We start from the raw sequence: 21,522 nt of genomic DNA on the forward strand, positions 1-21,522 counted from the left end.
GGTCTCACCCCAGCAAGCTTGTTTCTTGTTTGTGCACCAGAAGCATGTTCGACGTATTTCCAAGGATGCGGTCGTTGGAAATCATCAGCTGCGCCGAATGAGCGTCCCGCAGGTGGCGTCCGAGGCTGTAGGGCGTGCCGTTCTTATAGCCCATGATGCCGCAGATACGCATGGCCTGGTTGATGATCGGCAGGATCATCTCGGAGGAGGCGATCTTGACGTTGTTCATCGCGACCGCGAAGCCCATGGAGGACAGCCGGTCCTGGTCCTTGCAGGCGTCTTCATACGACCGCAGACCACCGACGATGTTGGACCTGATGACCTGAAGCTGGCTCGAAAGCTCTGCGAGCTGGACGAGGCCGGGCGGCTGCGTACCGGGCGCCTTGCGAGCGGCCGCACGCACGAAGTTCTGCGCGCGCGTGAAGGCGTCCAGTGCAATCCCGTACCAGACGGAGCTCCAGAGGAGATGGGCGGTCGCGAGCATCGACTGCGCGGCGATCTCCGCGAACGGATGGGGCAGGACCTGTTCGGCAGGCGCCTCGCCGCGGAACATGAACCCGTCGGAGCAGGTGCCGCGCATACCCAGCGTATCCCAGACATGGGTCTTGTCGATCGTGTACTGGTCTTTCAGGAACACGGTCATGACCTGGTCGGAGGATGCCGCGTCCTTGTGGCTGCGCGAGGTGATCAGGATCGCGTCGGATTCGACGCCGTAGGAAATCACGGTCGCATCCTTTTCGAGGAAGCAGCGGCCGTCCTTCGCGTCGATCGCGCAGATGCTGTTTCTCAGGTTTCCGCCGATGCCGGCTTCGGTCGTGGCGGAGCCGAGCAGCAGCTGTTCGGCGGCGATGCGGCGCATGAAATTCCGGTGCCAGTCGGCGTCGTTGCCATGCGTGACGAGGCTCGAGGTCTTGATCTGGTGCATCGCGAAGATCATCGCGCTCGAGGCACATGCCTGGCCGAGCGTCGAGCAGAGTTCGGCGATCTCCGAAATGGAGAGACCTTCGCCGCCGAGTTCCTCGGGGATCATGATGCCGAGCAGGCGCTCGGCCTTCATTGCATCGACGGCTTCCTTCGGGAAGCGGCTGTCGCGGTCGACCTCATCCGCATAGGCGGCGGCGACGGTGGCCACGTGGTTGACGCGGCTTTTCAGGTTCTTCTCGGATGCGGTGGCGGAGGCGTCCATCACGCGACCTCTCTGTCGGCCAGGATCGTCTTCACCGTATTCTCGATGGCGGCGATGCTGGCGAAGGATTTGCGATTCAGCAAGTGGTCCGGAAACTCAATGTCGAAAGCTTCTTCAAGTCCCAGCATGAGCTGGACGGACGCGAAGGAAGAAAGTCCGGCGGCGTAAAGGTCGCCATTGTCGTCGATCGTGTCGATCGACACAGGCAATCCGCCGAGTTTTGCGAGCAGAGCCCGAATTTCTCCGTTCATGTTGTCCCCTTTCTCAAGATATACTTCCGATGACGGTTGTTTTGCGTTCTACGGGTGAAAGCATAAGATTCCGCTAAACGCCGTAGTTAAACAAAAATGACCACAAGAATGGTCGCCGCCGACCGTCGAACGCGCCCTTGCTTCCTTTCTGGAAAGGAAGGAAGTGGTGCTTTACCTCGACCGGGGCGTCTTCTTACTTCTTTACCGGATAGGGGTGCGTTTTGCCCTGCGGGTCAGTGACGCAGTAGCCGGCGTCCGGGTCTCCGGCCAGGGCCCGCTCGCTGATCTCGACCTTACCGTGGCCGCCGGGAATGTCCAGGATATAGGCGGGAATGCAAAGACCGGAGAGACGTGCCCTGAGCGCGCGCACGAGCGCCTGACCTTCCGTGATCGACATGCGGAAATGGCCGGTGCCGGGCGCAAGGTCCGGGTGATGGAGGTAATAGGGCTTGATGCGGTTCTCGACGAAGGCGCGCATCAGTTCCTCGAGCACCCTCACGTCGTCGTTGACGCCCTTCAGGAGCACCGTCTGGCTCACCATCACGACGCCGGCGTCGATCAGCCGCGCGCAGGCGTGCCGGGCGGTTTCCGAAAGCTCGCGTGGATGGTTCGCGTGAAGGGCGACATAGACCGTCTTGCCGCCCTGTTTCAGGGCGTCGATCATCGTGTCGTCGATCCTTTCCGGGTCAACGACCGGCACGCGGCTATGGATGCGGACGATCTTCACATGCGGGATCGTCGCCAGCTGCCGCATGATGTCGGCGAGGCGCCGCGCCGAGAGGACGAGTGGGTCGCCGCCGGTCAGGATGACCTCCCAGATCCCGGCGTTCGCCCGGATGTAGTCGAGGGCGGCGGACAGTTGCTCGGCCGTGAGTGTGCCGTCTCCCTGCGGGCCGACCATCTCACGACGGAAGCAGAAGCGACAGTAGACCGGGCAGACGTGAACGACCTTCAGCAGCACCCGGTCGGGGTAGCGATGGACGATGCCGGGCAGCGGCGTGAACGGCCGGTCGCCGATCGGGTCGTCGCGTTCTTCCTCGGTCCGGACGAGCTCGGCCGCGGTCGGGACGAATTGCGCGGCGATCGGATCGTGTGGATCGGAGGGGTCGATGAGGTCCGTCATCGCCGGTGTGACGGCGATCGCGTAGTGCTCGGCGACGGTTGCAGCGGACGCTTCTTCTCCGGCTGAAATCAAGCCCGCCGCGACGAGCTCGTCGACGGTCGTGATGCTGCGGGCCACCATCATCCGATCTCCGCGACCGGTGCCCACAGGACGTGTTCGATCCGCGGTGCGCCCGTTGCGAGCATCACCAGCCGGTCGAAACCGAGCGCGATGCCGCTCGCTTCCGGCATGATGTCGAGGGCGGCAAGGAAATCCTCGTCCAGCGGATAGGTCTCGCCGTAGACGCGCTGCTTCTCCATCATTTCCGCCTCGAACCGCCGTCGCTGCTCGGCAGCATCCGTCAATTCGCCGAAGGCGTTGGCGAGTTCCACGCCGCAGGCATAGAGCTCGAAGCGCTCGGCGACCCGACGATCTCCGGCGGACGGGCGGGCGAGTGCCGCCTCGCTCACCGGATACTCATCGAGGATCGTTGCCCGGCCGAAGCCGAGGTTCGGCTCGATCTTCTCCACCAGAACACGGCTGAAGAGATCGGCCCAGGTATCGTCCTCGGCGAAGCGGATGCCGGCCTTGCGCAGGTCGGCGGCCAGACGATCGCGGTCTGTCGCACCGCTCTCTTCGACCGAGCCCAGCAGGTCGATCCCCGCGAAACGCTCGAAGGCTCCGGCGACGCTCAGCCGTTCCGGTTCGAGGAACGGGTCGACGGTACGTCCCCGCCAGGTAAATGCGCGGGTCTTCGTCGTCTCTGCTGCGAGCGCCAGGATGTCGGCGCAGTCGGCCATCAACTGCTCGTAGGATTCCCCGGCGCGATACCATTCCAGCATCGTGAATTCGGGATGATGCAGCGGGCCACGTTCGCGGTTGCGATAGACATGGGCAAAGCAGGCGATGCGTTTTTCGCCGGCGGCGAGCAGCTTCTTGCAGGCAAATTCCGGTGAGGTGTGCAGGAAAAGCGGTGCCGACCGTCCGTCCGGCCCGGTCGCGGCGGTCGCGAATGCGTGGAGATGCGCCTCGTTGCCCGGCGAAACCTGCAGCGTCGCGGTATCGACTTCGACGAAGTTACGCTCAGCAAAGAAGACGCGCAGCTTCGCCTGGATCGCGTTGCGTCCGAGGAGAAACGGACGGCGATCGGCGTGGGTCGACGGCGTCCACCAGGGCGGTGTAGCGGTGCTTCGGCCGGTCATCGCGTCTTTCTCGAAGGTTGTTGCATCGCGGGCTGGCAATTTCGCCGATTTTGGGTTAGTTGCGCCCAGGAAAAGTTTCGAAAATGTCCCGGGGCGGATCGGCGTCCTTTACGACGGGTCTTTCGCAGATACAAGGAATTCCAATGGTCAAGGTTATCGCCTCCTCCGTCCGCAAGGGCAATGTTCTCGAAGTCGACGGCAAGCTCTACGTCGTGCTCACGGCCGAAAACTTCCATCCGGGCAAGGGCACCCCGGTCACGCAGGTGAACATGCGCCGCATCGTCGACGGCGTGAAGGTGTCCGAGCGCTGGCGCACCACCGAGCAGGTCGAGCGCGCCTTCGTCGAAGACCTGAACTTCCAGTTCCTTTACGAGGACGGCGAAGGCTTTCACTTCATGAACCCGGAAACCTATGATCAGGTCGTCGTCGACGTCGAAACCATGGGCGACCAGAAGGCCTATCTGCAGGAAGGCATGACCTGCGTTCTGTCGATCCACGAAGGCGTGCCGCTCGCCATCGAGCTGCCGCGCCACGTCACGCTCGAAATCGTCGAGACCGAGCCGGTCGTGAAGGGCCAGACGGCTTCCTCGTCCTACAAGCCGGCAATGCTCTCGAACGGCATTCGTACCTTGGTGCCGCCGCATATCGACGCTGGCACCCGCGTCGTCATCGCGACCGAAGACAATTCCTACGTCGAGCGCGCCAAGAACTAAGGCTCGCATCAGCCACGATACGGAAAGCCCCGGAATGGTGAGGCCATTCCGGGGCTTTCCTGTCTGCGTATGCCTCAGATTTCGATGCCGAGGCACATGTACTTGATCTCGGTGTAGTCATCGATCCCGTACTTGGAGCCTTCCCGGCCGAGACCAGACTGCTTGATGCCGCCGAAGGGGGCGACCTCGGTCGAGATCAGGCCGGTATTGACGCCGACCATGCCGTATTCCAGGGCCTCCGCGACGCGGAAGATCTTCGAGACGTCCTTCGAGAAGAAGTAGGAGGCGAGCCCGAACTCGGTGTCGTTGGCGAGTTCGATCACTTCCTCTTCCGTCTCGAACTTGAAGAGCGGGGCCACCGGGCCGAAGGTCTCTTCGACGGCAACCTTCATGTCGGAGGTGACGCCGGTCAGGATCGTCGGCTGGAAGAACAGGCCGCCCTGGTCGGCCGGTTTGCCGCCCAGTGCCACCTTCGCGCCCTTGGAGACTGCGTCGGAGACGTGCTCCTCGACTTTCTTCAGGGCGTTCTCGTCGATCAGCGGGCCGGTTGTCACGCCTTCGGCAAAGCCGTCGCCGACCTTCATCTTCGATACCCGCTCGGCGAGCTTGGCCGCAAAGGCATCGTAGACGCCAGACTGGATGTAGAGACGGTTGGCGCAGACGCAGGTCTGGCCGGCATTGCGGTACTTGGAGATCATGGCCCCTTCGACGGCGGCGTCGAGATCCGCGTCGTCGAAGACGATGAACGGGGCGTTGCCGCCGAGCTCGAGGCCGAGCTTCATGATCTGGTCGGCACCCTGGCGCATCAGGATCCGGCCGACATTGGTCGAGCCGGTGAAGGTCAGCTTGCGGACCTTGTCATTCTCGCAGAATTCCTTGCCGACCATGGCGGCATCGGTCGAGGTGATGACCGAGAAGACGCCAGCCGGCAAACCGGCCCGTTCCGCGAGGATCGCGAGCGCCAGAGCCGAAAGCGGCGTCTGCGCGGCCGGCTTCGACACCATCGCGCAGCCGACGGCGACGGCCGGTGCCATCTTGCGGGCCAGCATGGCGTTCGGGAAGTTCCACGGCGTGATCGCGCCGACGACACCGACCGGCTGCTTGATCACGAGGATCCGCTTGTCGGACTGGTGGCCTGGGATCGTGTCGCCGTAGACGCGCTTGGCTTCCTCGCCGAACCATTCGACGTAGGAGGCACCGTAGAGGACCTCGCCGCGGGCCTCGGGCCAGGGCTTGCCCATTTCCATCGTCAGGATGGTGGCGAGATCGTCGGCATGGGCGACCATCAGGTCGTAGAGCTTGCGGAGGACCGCGGCCCGTTCCTTGCCGGTCTTGCGCGCCCAAGCCTTCTGCGCCTTGTGGGCAGCATCGATCGCGAGGCTCACTTCCCCCTTGCCGAGGTCGGGCAGGGTGGCGATGACTTCACCGTTCGCCGGGTTGGTGACTTCGAAGGTCTTGCCGCTTTCGCTCTGCGAAACCCAGTCGGCGCCGACAAGGGCTCGATCCGTCGCAAGCGACGGATCCTTGAGTTTCGATGTGAGGCTGTTCGAGATCGCCATTACTTTGCCTCCTGCGCGCATTCGCGGATCGAGCTCTCGATCACGTCGAGCGCTTCGTTGAAGACCTCGTCCTGGATCGTGATCGGCGCCAGGAACCGGACGACGTTGGAGTAGACGCCGCAGGTCAGCAGGATGACACCCTTTTCGAGCGCCCTCAAGCGAACCGCATTGGTGAAGTCCGCATTCGGCTTGGTCGAGCCGGGTACGGCGAACTCGACGGCGATCATGAAGCCGGGGCCCCGGATATCCGAGATCTGCGCGACGTCGGAGCGCAGTCCCTGAAGGCGCTGCTTCAGGCGTGCGCCGAGCTGGTTGGCACGATCGCAGAGCTTCTCTTCCTCGATGACGTCGAGCACGGCGTGCGCTGCGGCGATCGCCAGCGGGTTACCGGCATAGGTGCCGCCGAGACCGCCGGGGCCGGGCGCATCCATGAGCTCGGCGCGGCCGGTGACTGCCGACAGCGGGAAGCCGCCTGCGAGGCTCTTGGCCATCGTCACCAGGTCGGCGGCGACGTCATGATGCTGCATGGCGAAGAGCTTGCCGGTACGGGCAAAGCCGGTCTGCACTTCGTCGGCGATCAGCAGGATGCCGTGTTCGTCGCAAATCTGGCGCAGCGCCTTCATCAGCGCACGCGGGACTTCATAGAAACCGCCTTCGCCCTGGACCGGCTCGATGATGATCGCGGCAACGCGCTTCGGATCGACATCGGCCTTGAAGAGCTTGTCGAGAACGTCGAGCGAGGTCTCGACATCGATGCCGTGCATCTCGATCGGGAAGGGGACGTGGAAGACATCGCCCATCATCGCACCGAAGCCGACCTTGTAGGGCACGACCTTGCCGGTCAGTGCCATGCCCATGAAGGTGCGGCCATGGAAACCGCCGGTGAAGGCGATCACCGCGGAGCGGCCGGTGGCGCAGCGCGCGATCTTGACGGCGTTCTCGACGGCTTCGGCGCCGGTGGTCGCAAAGATCGTCTTCTTCGGAAAGTCGCCGGGAAGGAGCTTATTGAGCCGCTCGGCCAGCGCTACATAGTTCTCATAAGGCATGACCTGGTGGCAGGTGTGGGTGAAGCAGTCGAGCTGCTTCTTGACCGCGTCGATCACCTTCGGATGGCGATGGCCGGTGTTGAGCACGGCGATGCCGCCGGCGAAGTCGATATAGCGGCGTCCTTCGACGTCCCAGACTTCGGCGTTCTCGGCCTTTGCTGCATAGACCTGCGTCGTCATGCCGACGCCGCGGGAGATGGCCTCGTTCTTGCGGGCTGAGATTTCGGAGTTTTTCATCGTCAGAAATTCCTCTGGTGAGCGTTTGGCCTTCGACGCGGCCTTTGGGTGATCGCAAGGCTGCAATATTTCCTACATTTTTTCTGTAGACTTGCAATATGCTTTATCGCAATTATCACGCATGGCACCGACACCGGGAAATGGAGCCCGATCCCCATGGACGATATCCGCTTCAGGATTGCCGAGGCCGCACGGATGGCAGGGGTTTCCCCGTCCACCCTGCGGCTTTGGGAGACACAGGAGCTCATACGGCCGATTCGTACACCGTCGGGGCAACGGCTCTATGACCACGACCTCGTCGAACGGTTGAAGACCATCGCCTGGCTCCGCAGTGAGAAAGGCCTCAATCCGGCGGCGATCCGTGAGACGCTGCCGGAGGAGGGGATGGCCGAAGAGGAGGAAGGCGACAGCGGCCATTCCGGCGTGCCGGCAGAGGACGGGGGAGAGGTGCCGATCGGCCTCAAGGTCCGGCATCTGCGCCGGCAGGCGGGCAAGACGCTCGAGGCCGTCGCGCAGGCGACCGAGGTCTCCATTTCCCAGCTTTCGACCTTCGAGCGGACCTCACAGGGGCTTTCCTTCACCGCCTTGCACGCCGTCGCCACATGCCTCGGCACGACGATCGCCTCGCTCGGCGGTCGGGAGAAGCGGGATGCGCGGGAGTCGCTGATCCGCGAAGGCAAATGGCCGAGTTGGCCCACAACCGCCTCCGGCGTCACGATCCAGACGCTCGCCGAGGGCAACAATATGATGGAGTGCCATCGGTTTCAGCTGGCACCCGGCGCGTCGAGCGAAGGCGCCTATCAGCATGAGGGCGAGGAATTCATCCATGTCCTTGCCGGGAGCCTCGCCATCATCCTCGACGGCGACCAGTTCTTCGACCTCCATGCCGGAGACAGTTTCTATTTCGAGAGCCGCAGGCCGCACTCGTGGCGAAACAGCTTCGACGGCGAAACAGTGCTCATCTGGATCAACACGCCGGCGACCTTCTGAGCGCCTCGGCTGAAGACAGAAACACCCGGCAACCGCTTGGGCTGCCGGGTGTCGAAGCATGTTTCCGTGTGGCGCTACGGCTTACTTCTTGGCCGCAACCTTAACCGGCTTGTCGAAGGCGTAGCCGCCGCCGATGGCGACGTTGAGCGCGACGTAGTCGGCTGCCATCTGCTGCACCGCCTGGGCGAGGTTTGCCTGGGCGGTCGCGACCGAACGCTGTGCGTCAAGAACGTCGAGCAGCGACGAGGCGCCGTCCTTGTAGCTCGCCGTCGAAAGCGACAGGGCTTCCTCGTACGAGCGGACGGTTGCGCTCAGCGCATTCACCGTTCTGCTGTCGCGGTTGACGGCGGCGAGCGCATTCTCGACCTCCTCGACGGCGTTCAGCACCGTCGCCTTCCAGGCGAGGTACTGTTCACGTGCGCTGGAATTGGCGATGTCGACATTGGCCCGCAGGCGCCCGCCGTCGAGGATCGGCAGCGTGAGGCTCGGGCCGAAGCTCCAGGAGGTGAGGCTGCCGCTCAGCGACTTGGTCGAGAGGAGCGACGGGTTGATCGTGCCGCCGAGTGTAATCGTCGGGTAGAGCTGGGCCTCCGCAACGCCGATCTGGGCGACGGCCGCCGCGAGATTGCGTTCCGCCTGACGGATATCTGGTCGATTGCGGATCAGGTCGGCCGGAACGCCGGCATTCACGCTGCGACGGGCGACGGGCTGCGGTGCGCCTTTCTGCAGATCGGAAACGAGTGCCGAAGCCGGCAATCCGAGCAGCGTCGCCATGTGGTGTGCCGCCTTGCGGAAGTTGGTTTCGTAGCCCGGCAGCTCGGACAGTGTGGAGTTGACCAAGCCTTCTGCCTGGACGACATCGAGGCGCGAGGCGGCCCCGGCCTCGAGCTGCAGCTTGGTGAGGTCCAGCGTTTCCCGGCGCGAGGCGATGTTCTTGCGGGCGATCGCCAGTCGTTCCTGGTAGTAGCGGGCGTTGATGTAGGAGGTGACGAGGTCCGAGAGGAAGGCGAGCCTTGCCACGTCGGCGCTGGCGTAGGCCGCATCCACGGAGGCCTGCGCGCTCTCCTTGGCGCGTCTGTACTGGCCGAAGAGGTCGAGAAGCCAAGAGATGTTGAGCCCGCCGCTCGTCGCCGACGTCGTGTCGGTGGTGCGGCTGGCGTAATCGTCCGTACCCTTCGTGCGGCTCACCGTTTCGTCAGCGGAGCCGGTGAGGTTCGGCAGGGCGCCGGAACCGGCGACGACGACGTTCGCTTCGGCCGCCGTGATACGTTCCATTGCCTGCAGGATATCCAGGTTCTGCGAGAGCCCCTGCTGGACGAGGCCGTCGAGGCGGCGGTCGTTGAAGGCGGTCCACCACGGCGCCATGGTGACGTCACCGGCGCTCTTGGTGCTGCCTTCGCCGAACTTCTGCGGCAACGGTGTTTCAGGTGGCGTATGCTCGGGGCCGGAAACGCATCCGGCGAGGAAAAGCATGGCAAGTGGCGCGGCTACGCGAATGGATTTCATTGTGTGATCCTGTGAATACACTCGTGTTGTCGGCGCGGGGGAAGTCGGTAACGACCATTGTCCCCCGCCGCCAATGCTTGTTCATTTCCGGCGGAATCGGCCCCGGTGATTTGGGGACATTAGCAACTCCGCGTCTTTCATGACAGGGCCTCTTGTCCTTTTGCACGGATGACGAGCCGGCGGACGATGACGAAGAAAGACGGCACGAAGAAGATGCCGAGCCCAGTCGCCGCGAGCATGCCTCCGAGAACCCCGATCCCGATCGAGTTCTGGGCGGCGGATCCGGCGCCGGTCGCGACCGCCAGCGGTACGACGCCGAGGATGAAGGCAAGCGAGGTCATGATGATCGGGCGAAGACGCAGTCGGGCTGCTTCCAGCGTGGCGTCGATGAGCGACACACCGTGTGCTTGCCGTTCTCTGGCAAACTCGACGATCAGGATCGCGTTCTTCGCGGCGAGGCCGATGGTCGTCAGCAGTCCCACCTTGAAGTAGACGTCGTTGGACTGTCCCAGGAAGTGGGCGGCCGTCAGTGCACCGAGGACGCCGACCGGCACGGCCATGATGACCGAGAAGGGAATCGACCAGCTCTCGTAGAGCGCAGCAAGGCACAAGAAGACGATGAGGATCGACAGAGCATAGAGCATCGGTGCCTGCGATCCGGAAAGCCGTTCCTGGTACGATATACCCTGCCACGCGACGGTGTAGCCACCGCCGAGTTGCGACGTAAGCTGTTCCATCGTGTCCATCGCCGTGCCGGAGCTGACGCCGGCACCGCCGGCACCGTCGAGCGAAATGGCACTCACGCCGTTAAAGCGCGCGAGCTTCGGAGCACCGCTCACCCACTCGACATTGCTGAAGGCGGAGAAGGGTACCATCTCGCCCTTGCCGTTGCGGGCATACCAGTGATCGATGTCGTCGACCTGCATGCGGTACGGAGCATCGCCCTGGACGTAGACCGGCTTCAGCTCATTGTTAAGGGTGAAATCGTTGACGTCGCTGCCGGCGAAGATGGTTGAGAGCATGGAGTTGACCGTGGCAATGTCGAGGCCCATCGCACCCATCTTCTCCTGGTCCAGCAGGATCTTCATCTGGCTTTCGGCGTCGGTGCTGTTCGAGCGCAGCGAACTGATCGCCGGATTGCTGTTTCCAAGCTGCAGGAGCTGCTTCGACGCAGCGGTCAGTGCGTCCGTTCCGTTCTTGCCGCTGTCGACGAGATACATGGAGAAGCCGGAGGAGTTGCCGAGGCCCTGGATTGCCGGCGGCTGCAGCGGGAAGACCTGGGCGTCGCGCAGGGTGAAGAAATAGCCCATCGCGCGCTGCACGACCGCGGCAGCCGCGAGCTGCGGATCTGTGCGCAGGCTGAAATCCTTCATCTTGGCGAACACGATGCCGTAGTTCTGCCCCGACCCGGTGAAGGAGAAGCCCGAGACGGCGAAGACGTCCTGGATCGCATCCTTCTCATTGTCTATGAAGTGGTTCTCGACCTTCTTGATCACTTCCAGCGTACGCTCGGTCGTCGCGCCGTTCGGGAGCTGGATGATGGTCATCAGGACGCCCTGGTCTTCCTGCGGCAGGAAGGAGGAGGGCAGGCGGGTGAACAGCCAGGCGCAGCCGGCGATGACGACCGCGAAGGCCACGATGACACGCAGCGGGCGCTTCAGCAGGTAGCCGATGGTCGCGACATAGCCACGATTGGTGCGGTCGAAGTTCCGGTTGAACCAGGCGGAAGGGCCGCGGCCCTTCTTGGTGTGGTCGATCGGCTTCAGGATGGTGGCGCAGAGCGCCGGCGTCAGCACGATGGCGACGAGGGCGGAAAGCAGCATTGCCGAGACGATGGTGATGGAGAACTGCCGGTAGATGATCCCGGTCGAGCCGCCGAAGAATGCCATCGGAATGAACACGGCTGTGAGGACGAGGGCGATGCCGACGATCGCGCCGGTGATTTCGCCCATCGACTTTTCCGTCGCTTCAAGCGGTGAGAGTCCTTCCTCCGACATGATGCGTTCGACGTTCTCCACAACGACGATCGCGTCGTCCACCAGAAGGCCGATCGCCAGCACCATGGCAAACATTGTCAGTGTATTGATCGAGTAGCCGGTCAGAGCCAGGATACCAAAGGTGCCGAGCAGCACGACGGGAACGGCGATCATCGGGATGAAGGTCGCACGCAGGTTCTGCAGGAAGATCAGCAGGACGAAGAAGACGAGGATGATCGCTTCGATCAGCGTGTGGACCACCTTCTCGATCGAGAGTTCCACGAAGGGAGTTGTGTCATAAGGATAGGTGATCTCGACTCCCTGCGGGAGCGAGGGACCGATCCCGGCGAGCGCGGTCTTTACACGGGCGGCCGTGTCGATCGCATTCGCGCCGGTCGCAAGGTTCACGGCAAAGCCGGTTGCCGGTTTGCGGTTGGCGCGGGTGTCGGTGCCGTAGGACTCCTGTCCGATTTCGATGCGGGCGACATCGCTCAGACGAACGGTCGCACCATCCGTCTCCACCTTGAGGATAATCGATTCGAAGTCGGAGACCGTGCGAAGCTGGCTCTGCGCCGTGACGGTGACGGTCAGCTGCTGACCCTTGACGGCCGGCTCGCCACCAAGGGCACCCACCGAAACCTGGGTGTTCTGCGCCTTGATCGCCGTCGTCACATCGCTCGGGGTCAGCTGGAACTTGTTGAGCTTGAACGGATCGAGCCAGATCCGCATCGCATAGCCGGAGCCGAAGATGTTGATGCTGCCGACGCCTTCGAGGCGCTTGATCTGGTCTTCGATCTGGGTCGAGAAGATGTCGCCGAGATCGACGGAGCTGCGGCTGCCGTCCGTCGAAACCAACGCGCCGACGAGCAGGATGCTAGACGTCGAGCGGGTGACCGAGATGCCGGCGGTCTGCACCACGTCGGGAAGCTGCGACTGCACGAGCTGCAGCTTGTTCTGTACCTGCACCTGCGCGATGTCCGGATCGATCTCGTTGCCGAAGGTCAGCGAGACCGAGGAGGAGCCGGTGCTCGAGGTCGAGGTCATGTAGGTAAGGTCGTCGAGACCGGTCATGCCGTCCTCGATGATCGAGGTCACCGACTTCTCGACGGTCTCCGCGCTCGCGCCGCTGTAATGGGCCTCGATACGCACCGTCGTCGGGGCGATCTCGGGATACTGCGCGATCGAGAGAGTCGAAATCGCCAACGCACCGCCGAGCATGATGATGATCGCGATCACCCAAGCAAAGACCGGGCGACGGATGAAGAACTTGGCCATTGGTTACCCCTTAACGCCTGTTTGTCCTGGCTGTCGCGCGTTCATGGCTTGGCCGCCGGAGCGCCGGCAGGCGCCGGGTTCTTTTCGACGACAAGTCCCTGTTCGTCGACGGTCGCCTCGACCGGTTGGACGGGTGCGCCGTCACCGATCCACTGGAAGCCGTCGACGATCAGCTTGTCACCGTCGCTTATTCCTTCCGAAACCAGCCAGTTGTTGCCGGAAACCTGGCTATGGGCAAAGGTTCGCGTCTCGACGATGCTTTGGGCGTTGACGAACTTTGCCGTCACTTCGCCGCGGGCATTGCGGGTCGCGGCACGCTGGGGAATGAGATAACCGCTCTCCTTGCCGACGACCACCGTTGCGCGGACATACATGCCGGGCAGGATAAGCTTGTCGGGATTGTCGAAGAGTGCGCGGATCGAGAACGTGCCGGTGGTTTCGCTAACGGCCATTTCCGACATGTCGAGCTTGCCGACCAGCGGATACTGCGTGCCGTCTTCGAGCGTCAGCCGGATGTCGGCGATCGTGCCGCCTTCCTGGCTCACCCGGCCTGCCTCGATCGCTTCACGCAGCCTCAGCAGGTTGGCGCTCGATTCGGTGAGTTCGATATAGATCGGGTCCAGCCGGCGAAGGGTCATCAGCGTGTCCGCCTGGTTGGCGGTTACCACGTTGCCGATCGAGAATGCGGAGGCGCTCGTCACGCCTTCGAACGGCGCCTCGATCTCGGTAAGGTCGAGGTTGATTTCGGCGGCGTTGAGGGCGGCCTTCGCCTGGGCGACGTCGGCCTGGGCCTGAAGAAGCGTCACCTTGGCGTTTTCGAATTCGATCTGGGTTGCGCCGCTTCCGACCAGCCGCTCATAGCGGGCGAGGTTCGCTTCGGCGCTCGGAACGCTCGCCTCGGCCTTGGCAAGGCTCGCCTTCGCCTGCGCGACTTCGGCACGGTAGGTATCGTCTTCAATCTTGTAGAGAAGATCGCCCTGCTTGACCTCGCTGCCTTCCCGGAAGGCGATTTCCTTGATGACGCCGCTCACGCGCGGACGGATCGCGGCTGTCTGGAAGGCGTCGGCGCGGCCCGGCAGGACGGTCGTCAGCGGCTGTTCGGCCTTCTTCATGATGACGACGCTGACCGGCGACGGCGGCCGCTCGGCACCCGCACCCGGCCCGGCCTTTTGTTCGCCGGAGTCATTGCAGCCTGTAAGCGCCGCGGTGACGAGCAGGAAAAGAGAAGGCAGCAGAAAACGTCTGGACATCGGTTCTTTCCGAAAAAAAGGCGTGCACGGGAGGATCGGCAGGGCCGACTAAATTAGCAGGCGTCAATTTTTATAGGCCATGTCCATCCCGAACAAGGGGATGGCGACGGCATAATTCCACGTCGTCCTCACGTCGCTGGACGGAGGCGATGCAAAGTGACGTAATAGTGGTATCGTCACTTTGCAAGCGGATTTTGCAGTGCGGTATCGATCAGAGCCACAACTTCACGGCAACGTGTTGCCAATATGTCGGCCTTCTCCTTTGCGATCAATACCGGGTGGAGGACGCAGGCCAGTGCCATGGCCGCAACTTCGGCGGTCTTGCGGCTGTCCTTCACGTGGTAGACGCCGCTTTCGATGCCCGCATCGATGATCTGGGCAATGTCGTCGATCAGCATCTCGCGGTACTGCTCGGCGCAGGGCAGTTCCTGGCCGGCGGAAAAGACAATCATCTCGAAGATGTGCGGACTCTTCTGCAGATCCCGCAGGTGGCTTTCCATCAACCGTTCGACGAAGAGGAGGAGGCGCTCGGGCGGCGCCTTGTGGTCGTCGGGCCGGGCGAGCCGCTCGATCATCGCCTCGAGGTGGCGGACCGAAATGGCGTCGACGAGATGCGCCTTCGAATGGAAGTGCTTGAACACGTTTGCCGGCGACATTCCGAGTGCTGCGGCGACATCCGCCATCGCGACATTCGTGAAGCCTTTGGTGCGGAACAGTTCCTCGGCCTTGTTGAGGATGTCCTCGCGCGTCTCGGCCGCCGGGCGCCGTGGCTTGCGCGCGGCGCGCGTGGCAGCCGGTCCTTTGCCCGACGGGAGCCCTTCCTCTTTCGGCGCGATCGCCAAGGCTTCACTCAGCTCCGTGGAAAGTAGCGACCGAGATTTGCGCGGACCCTTGCCAGCGGTGTTTCTCCGCTGTCGTCCGGAACGAACGTTTCGCCGGTGATTGCCTCATACGCCTTTATATAAACCGCGGAGGTGTCCTCGACCAGTTTCGCCGGAATCTCCGGAATTTCGTCCTTGTAGGGATCGCAGCGTTCGGCGACCCATGACCGGACGAAGTCCTTGTCGAAGCTCGCCGGACGTTCGCCCTTTTCGAAATGCTCGGGATAGCTCGCGGCAATCCAGTAGCGGCTGCTGTCCGGCGTGTGGATCTCGTCGGCGAGGATGATGGTGCCGTCCTTGTCTGTGCCGAACTCGTACTTGGTGTCGACGAGGATGAGCCCCCGTTCGGCAGCGAGCTTCTGCCCGCGGGCGAAAAGCGCCAGCGCGTAATCCGAAAGCGTGTCCCACTGCTTCTGCGTCAAAAGCCCGGTCGAGACGATCTGCTCCGGCGTCAGCGGCTCGTCATGGCCGCCGTCGAAAGCCTTGCTCGTCGGGGTGATGATCGCCTGCGGCAGGACCTGGTTGTCGCGCATGCCGTCCGGCAGCCGGATTCCGTACATCTCCCGCTGACCGGCCTTGTAGAGCGTCAGGATGGAGGTGCCCGTCGTTCCCGCGAGGTATCCCCGCACGACGATCTCGACCGGAAGGATGTCGAGCTTCTTGCCGACGACGACGTTCGGGTCGGGGTAATCCAGCACGTGGTTCGGACAGATATCCTTCGTCTGCTCAAACCAGTAACGGGCCGTCTGCGTCAGCACCTGTCCCTTGTAGGGAACGCAGGTGAGAATGCGGTCGAAGGCGCTCAACCGATCGGTGGAAATGATGATGCGCCGGCCATCCGGAAGATCATAGTTTTCACGAACCTTGCCACGATAGTAGTTCGGCAGTTCGGGGAAGTAGGCTTCGGAGAGAATGCGCAATGGCCTCGCCCTTCTGAAATCATGGAACGGACGCCGGTCGTCCTCGCCGGACCCTTAGTTTTCCACCCGGTTTTGTCAAGCGAGGCCTTCCGCGGAAGGAAAGCCAAGGCGCTTTGGCCGGCTCTTATCAAAAGAAAAAGCGCATGGCCCGACGACCATGCGCCTTCTCGGTTTGTGACAGCGACAGCCGCCCGCCGGTCTCAGGCGAAGGTCAGGCGATCGACCTCTGTCATGCGCGAGACCAGTTCGTTGGCGCGGAAGCCCTTGATCACCGACACAGCGGTGAAGGTGATGAAGGCTTCGACCAGGAAGACCGGGAAATACGCGGCGACCCAGGTAGCCCAGTCGCTGAAGGCGACCGCGTCGTTGGAGATCATCAGCCAGAAGCCGACCATCGCCGAGACGCCCGCGTAATAGACGGCGTCGATGCGCAGCACCTTGCCGAGGTTGAAACGGTCCCGGAGCCGGGCGTCGAAGAGCCGGCGGCCGAAGCTGTAATGGACTGCGATCATCGGTACCATCAGGGAGAGCGCGTTGACGCCGAGATGCGGGATGTCGCCCGGTTCGAACAGGAAAGCCTGCAGGACGAGGCCGAGCGCGAAGCCGAGCATGGCCGGCGCGAAACCGAAGAGCATGTAGATGGTGGTCGCGCCGATCAGGTGCAGTTCGGACGGACCGACCGGCAGGTGCCAGGCCTGCATCAGGGCGGAAAACACCACGGCCGAAACGAGGGCCTTCGGCACGACCAGCGGGTTGCGCACGACGGCCGGCAGCTGGGATGCGACGACGCTGAGGGCGGCTGCGTTCGCAAGGGCGATACGAACCGGATCGATAATTCCAACTTCAATATGCATTCTATTGCCTTTCCTCCGCGCCCACCGCGCGGAATTGCTTGAGACGCCACGGAAATCGTGGCCGAAGCGATGGCAGGTCTCCTGGCTCGCGGGTCCCGGCTCGGTCCGCCTTATCAACCGTTTCCGGCCAATGGCACGCTGGACGTCGCTCTCCGCTCACAGTTGCGGGGGCAGCTACGGTTTCGGCCCCTGATGGGTAATCCTCACCGTATTCCCTTTTCATCCACCGCTTCGTATTCGTCGGGTGGAACCATCGCTGGTTTTGAATAAATCTGCAGTTCGATTAGCGACGCGGGATGGACCGATGCGGCCGCAACCACGGGCTTCTTTCGTGCAGACCAACTGGTGATAGTCGATGACACGAGCGCGCGCAATCGGCTGGAAACGGATGCGGGCCAAAATGCCGCATTGCGGCGTCTTTCCACGGCGTCTAGGGGGTTGACGAAAATCAAGGCTGTCGCCGGTGAGGAAAGGAAATCCGTTATGCTCGCAAGAATGGTCTACAGTGTTCCAGTCTTCGGATGGATGCTCAGGGAAGCCTTTACCGGACCGACCACGGCCAAGCTTCTCTTCATCCTCAACCTGGTTTTGGTCTGGCTTCTCGCCATCGCCTATTTCGGCTATCCGGCAATCATCCTGCCGGCCTTGACCGCCGTGCCGGTAATCTTCACGACCCTCATCGTGATCACCAAGGGCTGACATCGCCTCGATCGCTTGTGCAGAGGCCGGGGGAGGTTGCCCCCGGCCGTACCTTCTCAGGCAAGCGTGTACTGCGTCTTCACCACGGTGAAGAATTCGGCTGTGTAGCGATCCTGTTTCCGGGAGTTTGCGACCATGATCCACTGTGCCGGATCGGTCATGGCCAGTCGGCATAGGTTGCCGGTTCTTCCTGTGCCATCCTGCCGTCGCTTGCGACAATGCTCCGCCGGTACGCGGCGGGAGACAGGCCGGTTTTTCGCTTGAAAAAGTGACTGAAGTAGGTCGGATCGCGGAAGCCGAGGCTTTCTGCGATTCCGTGGATGGTTCGCGGAGAGCGTTCGAGCTTGATCTTTGCTTCGCGGATCGTGCGTTCGTGGACGAGCTCGATCGGTGTCCTGCCGAGAGCCTTGCTGCAGAGCGAATGCAGTCGATCTGCAGTGATGCCGAGCTGTTCGGCGTAGAATCGGATCGGTCGCTGTTCCTCGAAGTGACTTTCGACGAGATGGCGAAAGCGCTGGAGAATGTCGCCTGTCTTCGCAGGTCTGGCGAACGGGAGGTCATCAGCGCCGGTGAGGCGCCAGATCCTCAGCAGAAGAAGCTGCAGAAAGGCGTTGGACGCCATCACGGATGGGTGCTCCCGCTCGAGTTCCTCGGAAAGACCCCGGAGCAGCGGAGCGAGAGCCTCGATTTCCGCGCGTTCGATGTCTTGCCGAATGATCTCCTGCGACAGCAGAAGCCGGAGGCCGTGGCCTTCAGGATGATCGTCAACAGTCTCTGCCAGATGCGCGTCCGCAAGACCGAGAAGATGGCCGGCGCTGCCCGCCTCGACGAGCAGGGAAAGATCGTTGTCTGGCGGCAGGATTGCCACGGCGGGACCGATGACGAGATCATCGCGCGCCGGTGAACGCAATCGCCATAACCCAGTCGAAAGAACGAGGAGATGTGCGAAGTGCTCGTAAGGCGGCGCGGGGAGGCGCATCGACCGTCGTGCCAGGGCCGGGAGAAGCGGATTACAGCGCAGTTTGCGGTGAATGGTGTGTCTGTCGGTCATCGCGGCTCCGGATCGCACGTGTCCCGCCTTTTCGAACAAGCACCGGAAATCCACATGTTGTCGCCAGAAAATCGCATTCTCAACTCCATGGTCAACCCCTAAGCTTCTCTGATGCCTTTGGGAGGAGGCTTGGTGGGCATGGCGACGCATTGGCCGGCTTGCGCCCGGATTCCCCTGAAGAACGGTTTTGGATCCGGGTTTCCAAGGGTGATCGACATGTTCGAAGCCAGGCTGATGATCGGGAACGTCGACGAGGATGCCGCAGGCGGAGCGACCTTCCTCCGGCGCAATCCGGTGAGCGGCGATGTCGCGAGCGTCGCTGCTGCGGCGTCGACGGTTGATGCCGGGCGGGCCGCGAATGCCGCGGCGGCCGCCTTTCCACGCTGGTCGGAGACCGGACCCGGCGAGCGCCGGGCGTTGCTCGAACGTGCAGCCGACATATTGATGGCGCGGGCAGACGATTTCGTTGCCGCAATGACGGCGGAAACCGGCGCCACCTGCAGCTGGTGCGACTTCAATCTCTCGCTCGGCGTCGAGATCATCCGCGACGCCGCCTCGATGACCACGGCCGTAACCGGGGCGGTTTTGCCGTCGGCCGTCGCCGGCCGGTTGTCGCTCGCCGTCCGGCAGCCGGCCGGCGTCTGCCTTGCGATTGCGCCCTGGAACGCGCCGGTGACGCTCGGCTTCCGGGCGATCGCCATGCCGCTCGCCTGCGGCAACACCGTGGTGTTCAAGACATCCGAACTCTGTCCGCAAACGCATTGGCTGATCGGTGACGTCATGCGCGAGGCCGGATTTCCGCCGGGCGTGGTCAACATCGTCAGCAACGATCCGGCCGACGCGGCGGTGATCGTCGAGGCGCTGATCGCCCACCCCGCCGTTCGCCGTGTCAACTTCACGGGGTCCACTCGGATCGGCCGCTTGGTGGGGCAAGTCGCGGCACGGCACCTGAAACCCTGTCTTCTCGAGCTCGGGGGTAAGGCGCCCCTGGTGGTACTGGATGATGCCGACCTCGAGCGCGCCGCGGAGGCCGCAGCCTTCGGTGCCTTCTTCAACCAGGGGCAGATCTGCATGGCGACCGAGCGCATCATCGTGCTCGATGCGGTCGCCGAGGAATTCCTTGCGCTCTTCGTCGAGCGGGCGAGAGACCTGAAGGCCGGGGATCCGTCGCGGCCGGGTATCCCGCTCGGCTCGATGATCGGTATCGAGGCGGTGAAGCGGGTTCGTGCGCTGGTGGAGGATGCTGTCTCGAAAGGCGCGCGTCTTCTCGTCGGCGGAACGAGCCACGACAGTTTCATGGACGCCACCGTGCTTGATGGCGTGACGCCGGCGATGCGCCTCTACGGCGACGAGAGCTTCGGGCCGGTCGCCATCGTCATCCGCGCCGCGGATGTCGACGAAGCGATCACCATTGCGAACGACAGCCAGTACGGGCTTTCCGCTGCCGTTTTTGGGCGGGATGTCGGACGGGCAATGGATGTCGCGCGACGGATCGAGTCCGGCATCTGCCATATCAACGGTGCGACCGTGTCCGACGAACCGCAGGCACCCTTCGGCGGTGTGAAGGCGAGCGGTCACGGTCGCTTCGGCGGCGTGCAGGCGGTCGAGGCTTTCACCGAGCTGCGTTGGATCACCGTCAATGGCGGGCGCGAAACCTATCCCATCTGACGCTGCGCTGCGCGTCATCCTGTTTTCACCATCGATCTTGAGAGGAGACGATCGACCATGAGAATACAGCAGATCATCAACGGCAAATCTGTCGACGCGGTGTCCGGCGCGACTTTCGAGCGCCGGGACCCGTTCACAGGCGACGTGGCCTCCGTCGCGCCCGCGTCCGGACTCGATGACGTCCGGGCCGCGGTTGCGGCCGCGTCCGCCGCTTTTCCCGCATGGTCGAAACTCGGGCCCGGTCCGCGGCGGGCACTGCTCATGAAAGCGGCCGACGCGATGGACGCGAAGGCTCCGGAGTTCATCGCACTGCTGACGTCGGAGACCGGCGGCACCGCGCCGTGGGCGGGTTTCAACGTCATGCTCGCGGCCGGGATGCTGCGCGAGGCGGCCGCGATGACCACCCAGATTGCCGGTGAGATCATCCCGTCCGACAAGCCGGGAACGCTTGCGATGGCGATCCGCCAGCCGGTGGGGGTCTGCCTCGGTATCGCACCGTGGAATGCGCCGGTCATTCTCGGCACGCGTGCGGTCGCGATGGCGCTCGCCTGCGGAAACACCGTGATCCTCAAGGCATCCGAGCAGTGCCCCGGCCTGCATGTGTTGATCGGGCAGGTGTTCATCGATGCCGGCTTCCCGGAAGGTGTGGTTAACGTCATCACCAATGCACCGGAGGACGCTCCTGAGATCGTCGAGGCGCTGATCGCTGCGCCCGAAGTCAAACGGGTAAACTTCACCGGCTCGACGCGTGTCGGGCGGATCATCGGCGAGCTCTGCGGCCGACACCTCAAGCCGGCACTGCTCGAGCTCGGCGGCAAGGCACCGCTCATCGTGCTCGATGATGCCGACATCGAAGGGGCGGTGAATGCCGCAGTCTTCGGCGCCTTCATGAACCAGGGCCAGATCTGCATGTCGACGGAACGCTTCATCGTCGATGAAAAGATCGCCGACGAATTCGTCGAAAAGCTCGCCGCCCGTGCGGGTGCGCTCCCGGCGGGTGACCCGCGCGGCCACGTGGTACTCGGTTCGCTGGTAAGCCCCGAGGCGGCTGCGAAGATGGAAGCCCTCGTTGCCGACGCGGTCGAAAAGGGCGGGAAGGTTGCCGCCGGCGGCAAGCGGCAGGGATCGGTGGTCGAGGCCACGGTCATCGACGAGG

At 63.1% G+C, this 21,522-nt stretch carries 18 protein-coding genes and 1 riboswitch (1 of these 19 running past the window's edge); of the genes, 5 read left to right on the top strand and 13 right to left on the bottom strand.

Going from position 1 to position 21,522, the window contains the following annotated elements; translation table 11 throughout:
• Window positions 1–4 precede the first annotated feature (4 nt).
• The 4 genes from H4I97_RS01630 to epmA form a co-directional block, all read right to left on the bottom strand.
• Window positions 5–1,186: an acyl-CoA dehydrogenase family protein gene (locus tag H4I97_RS01630; protein WP_182306230.1), complete on the bottom strand. Its 1,182-nt coding sequence runs from the start codon at window positions 1,184–1,186 to the stop codon at window positions 5–7.
• Window positions 1,186–1,437 (bottom strand): acyl carrier protein, encoded by a 252-nt coding sequence (locus H4I97_RS01635; RefSeq protein ID WP_182306231.1) that lies wholly within the window; start codon window positions 1,435–1,437, stop codon window positions 1,186–1,188. Before H4I97_RS01635 ends, H4I97_RS01630 begins: the two co-directional genes overlap by 1 nt.
• A 193-nt stretch (window positions 1,438–1,630) precedes the next feature.
• Window positions 1,631–2,683 (bottom strand): lysine-2,3-aminomutase-like protein, encoded by a 1,053-nt coding sequence (locus H4I97_RS01640; RefSeq protein ID WP_182306232.1) that lies wholly within the window; start codon window positions 2,681–2,683, stop codon window positions 1,631–1,633.
• The gene (gene epmA / locus H4I97_RS01645; protein ID WP_182306233.1) at window positions 2,680–3,741 is read right to left on the bottom strand and encodes an EF-P lysine aminoacylase EpmA; all 1,062 of its coding nucleotides are present in this window, start codon (window positions 3,739–3,741) and stop codon (window positions 2,680–2,682) included. Before epmA ends, H4I97_RS01640 begins: the two co-directional genes overlap by 4 nt.
• A 143-nt stretch (window positions 3,742–3,884) precedes the next feature.
• Here epmA and efp point away from each other — a divergent pair, with 143 nt between their 5' ends.
• Window positions 3,885–4,454, top strand: a complete 570-nt coding sequence (gene efp, locus H4I97_RS01650; protein ID WP_182306234.1) for an elongation factor P — start codon at window positions 3,885–3,887, stop codon at window positions 4,452–4,454.
• Between the two features lie 74 nt (window positions 4,455–4,528).
• On the opposite strand, the gene H4I97_RS01655 is transcribed toward efp, so the two are convergent.
• Both H4I97_RS01655 and H4I97_RS01660 read right to left on the bottom strand, forming a co-directional pair.
• A complete protein-coding gene (locus H4I97_RS01655; RefSeq protein WP_182306235.1) occupies window positions 4,529–6,013 on the bottom strand; it encodes an NAD-dependent succinate-semialdehyde dehydrogenase in 1,485 nt (494 codons plus the stop codon).
• Window positions 6,013–7,296 carry a 4-aminobutyrate--2-oxoglutarate transaminase gene (locus tag H4I97_RS01660; protein WP_182306236.1) on the bottom strand — a complete coding sequence of 428 codons (1,284 nt, stop codon included), beginning with the start codon at window positions 7,294–7,296 and terminating at the stop codon, window positions 6,013–6,015. Before H4I97_RS01660 ends, H4I97_RS01655 begins: the two co-directional genes overlap by 1 nt.
• Before the next feature lie 156 nt (window positions 7,297–7,452).
• On the opposite strand from H4I97_RS01660, the gene H4I97_RS01665 reads away from it, so the two are divergent.
• Window positions 7,453–8,286, top strand: a complete 834-nt coding sequence (locus H4I97_RS01665) for a MerR family transcriptional regulator (RefSeq protein WP_182306237.1) — start codon at window positions 7,453–7,455, stop codon at window positions 8,284–8,286.
• An 81-nt stretch (window positions 8,287–8,367) separates the two neighbouring features.
• Here H4I97_RS01665 and H4I97_RS01670 read toward each other — a convergent pair whose 3' ends face one another.
• The 6 genes from H4I97_RS01670 to H4I97_RS01695 all read right to left on the bottom strand — a co-directional run bounded on the left by H4I97_RS01670 (window position 8,368) and on the right by H4I97_RS01695 (window position 16,948).
• On the bottom strand, window positions 8,368–9,792 hold the full coding sequence (locus H4I97_RS01670) for an efflux transporter outer membrane subunit (protein WP_182306238.1): 1,425 nt from the start codon (window positions 9,790–9,792) through the stop codon (window positions 8,368–8,370).
• 137 nt (window positions 9,793–9,929) lie between these two features.
• The gene (locus H4I97_RS01675) at window positions 9,930–13,043 is read right to left on the bottom strand and encodes an efflux RND transporter permease subunit (protein WP_182306239.1); all 3,114 of its coding nucleotides are present in this window, start codon (window positions 13,041–13,043) and stop codon (window positions 9,930–9,932) included.
• 41 nt (window positions 13,044–13,084) lie between these two features.
• Window positions 13,085–14,293: an efflux RND transporter periplasmic adaptor subunit gene (locus H4I97_RS01680; RefSeq protein WP_182306240.1), complete on the bottom strand. Its 1,209-nt coding sequence runs from the start codon at window positions 14,291–14,293 to the stop codon at window positions 13,085–13,087.
• 176 nt (window positions 14,294–14,469) lie between these two features.
• A complete protein-coding gene (locus H4I97_RS01685; protein ID WP_182307511.1) occupies window positions 14,470–15,129 on the bottom strand; it encodes a TetR/AcrR family transcriptional regulator in 660 nt (219 codons plus the stop codon).
• Between the two features lie 14 nt (window positions 15,130–15,143).
• On the bottom strand, window positions 15,144–16,094 hold the full coding sequence (locus H4I97_RS01690; RefSeq protein WP_182306241.1) for a phosphoribosylaminoimidazolesuccinocarboxamide synthase: 951 nt from the start codon (window positions 16,092–16,094) through the stop codon (window positions 15,144–15,146).
• A 200-nt stretch (window positions 16,095–16,294) separates the two neighbouring features.
• On the bottom strand, window positions 16,295–16,948 hold the full coding sequence (locus H4I97_RS01695) for an energy-coupling factor ABC transporter permease (RefSeq protein WP_182306242.1): 654 nt from the start codon (window positions 16,946–16,948) through the stop codon (window positions 16,295–16,297).
• A gap of 54 nt (window positions 16,949–17,002) precedes the next feature.
• A riboswitch (cobalamin riboswitch) is annotated at window positions 17,003–17,218 on the bottom strand.
• Between the two features lie 213 nt (window positions 17,219–17,431).
• On the opposite strand from H4I97_RS01695, the gene H4I97_RS01700 reads away from it, so the two are divergent.
• Window positions 17,432–17,647, top strand: coding sequence for a hypothetical protein (locus tag H4I97_RS01700; protein WP_182306243.1), 216 nt, complete (start codon window positions 17,432–17,434; stop codon window positions 17,645–17,647).
• Window positions 17,648–17,804: 157 nt separating this feature from the next.
• Here H4I97_RS01700 and H4I97_RS01705 read toward each other — a convergent pair whose 3' ends face one another.
• Window positions 17,805–18,698, bottom strand: coding sequence for a helix-turn-helix transcriptional regulator (locus tag H4I97_RS01705; protein WP_182306244.1), 894 nt, complete (start codon window positions 18,696–18,698; stop codon window positions 17,805–17,807).
• 216 nt (window positions 18,699–18,914) lie between these two features.
• On the opposite strand from H4I97_RS01705, the gene H4I97_RS01710 reads away from it, so the two are divergent.
• Entirely contained in the window at window positions 18,915–20,366 is a 1,452-nt protein-coding gene (locus H4I97_RS01710) for an aldehyde dehydrogenase (RefSeq protein WP_182306245.1), read from the top strand.
• A gap of 57 nt (window positions 20,367–20,423) precedes the next feature.
• Window positions 20,424–21,522, top strand: partial view of an aldehyde dehydrogenase gene (locus H4I97_RS01715; RefSeq protein WP_182306246.1) — the 5' portion only. The gene runs 347 nt beyond the window's last position; only the first 1,099 of its 1,446 coding nucleotides appear in the window; the start codon lies at window positions 20,424–20,426; its stop codon lies off the right edge, out of view.

The sequence above is a fragment of the Ciceribacter thiooxidans genome (genome assembly GCF_014126615.1).
Taxonomy (GTDB): Bacteria; Pseudomonadota; Alphaproteobacteria; order Rhizobiales; family Rhizobiaceae; genus Allorhizobium; species Allorhizobium thiooxidans.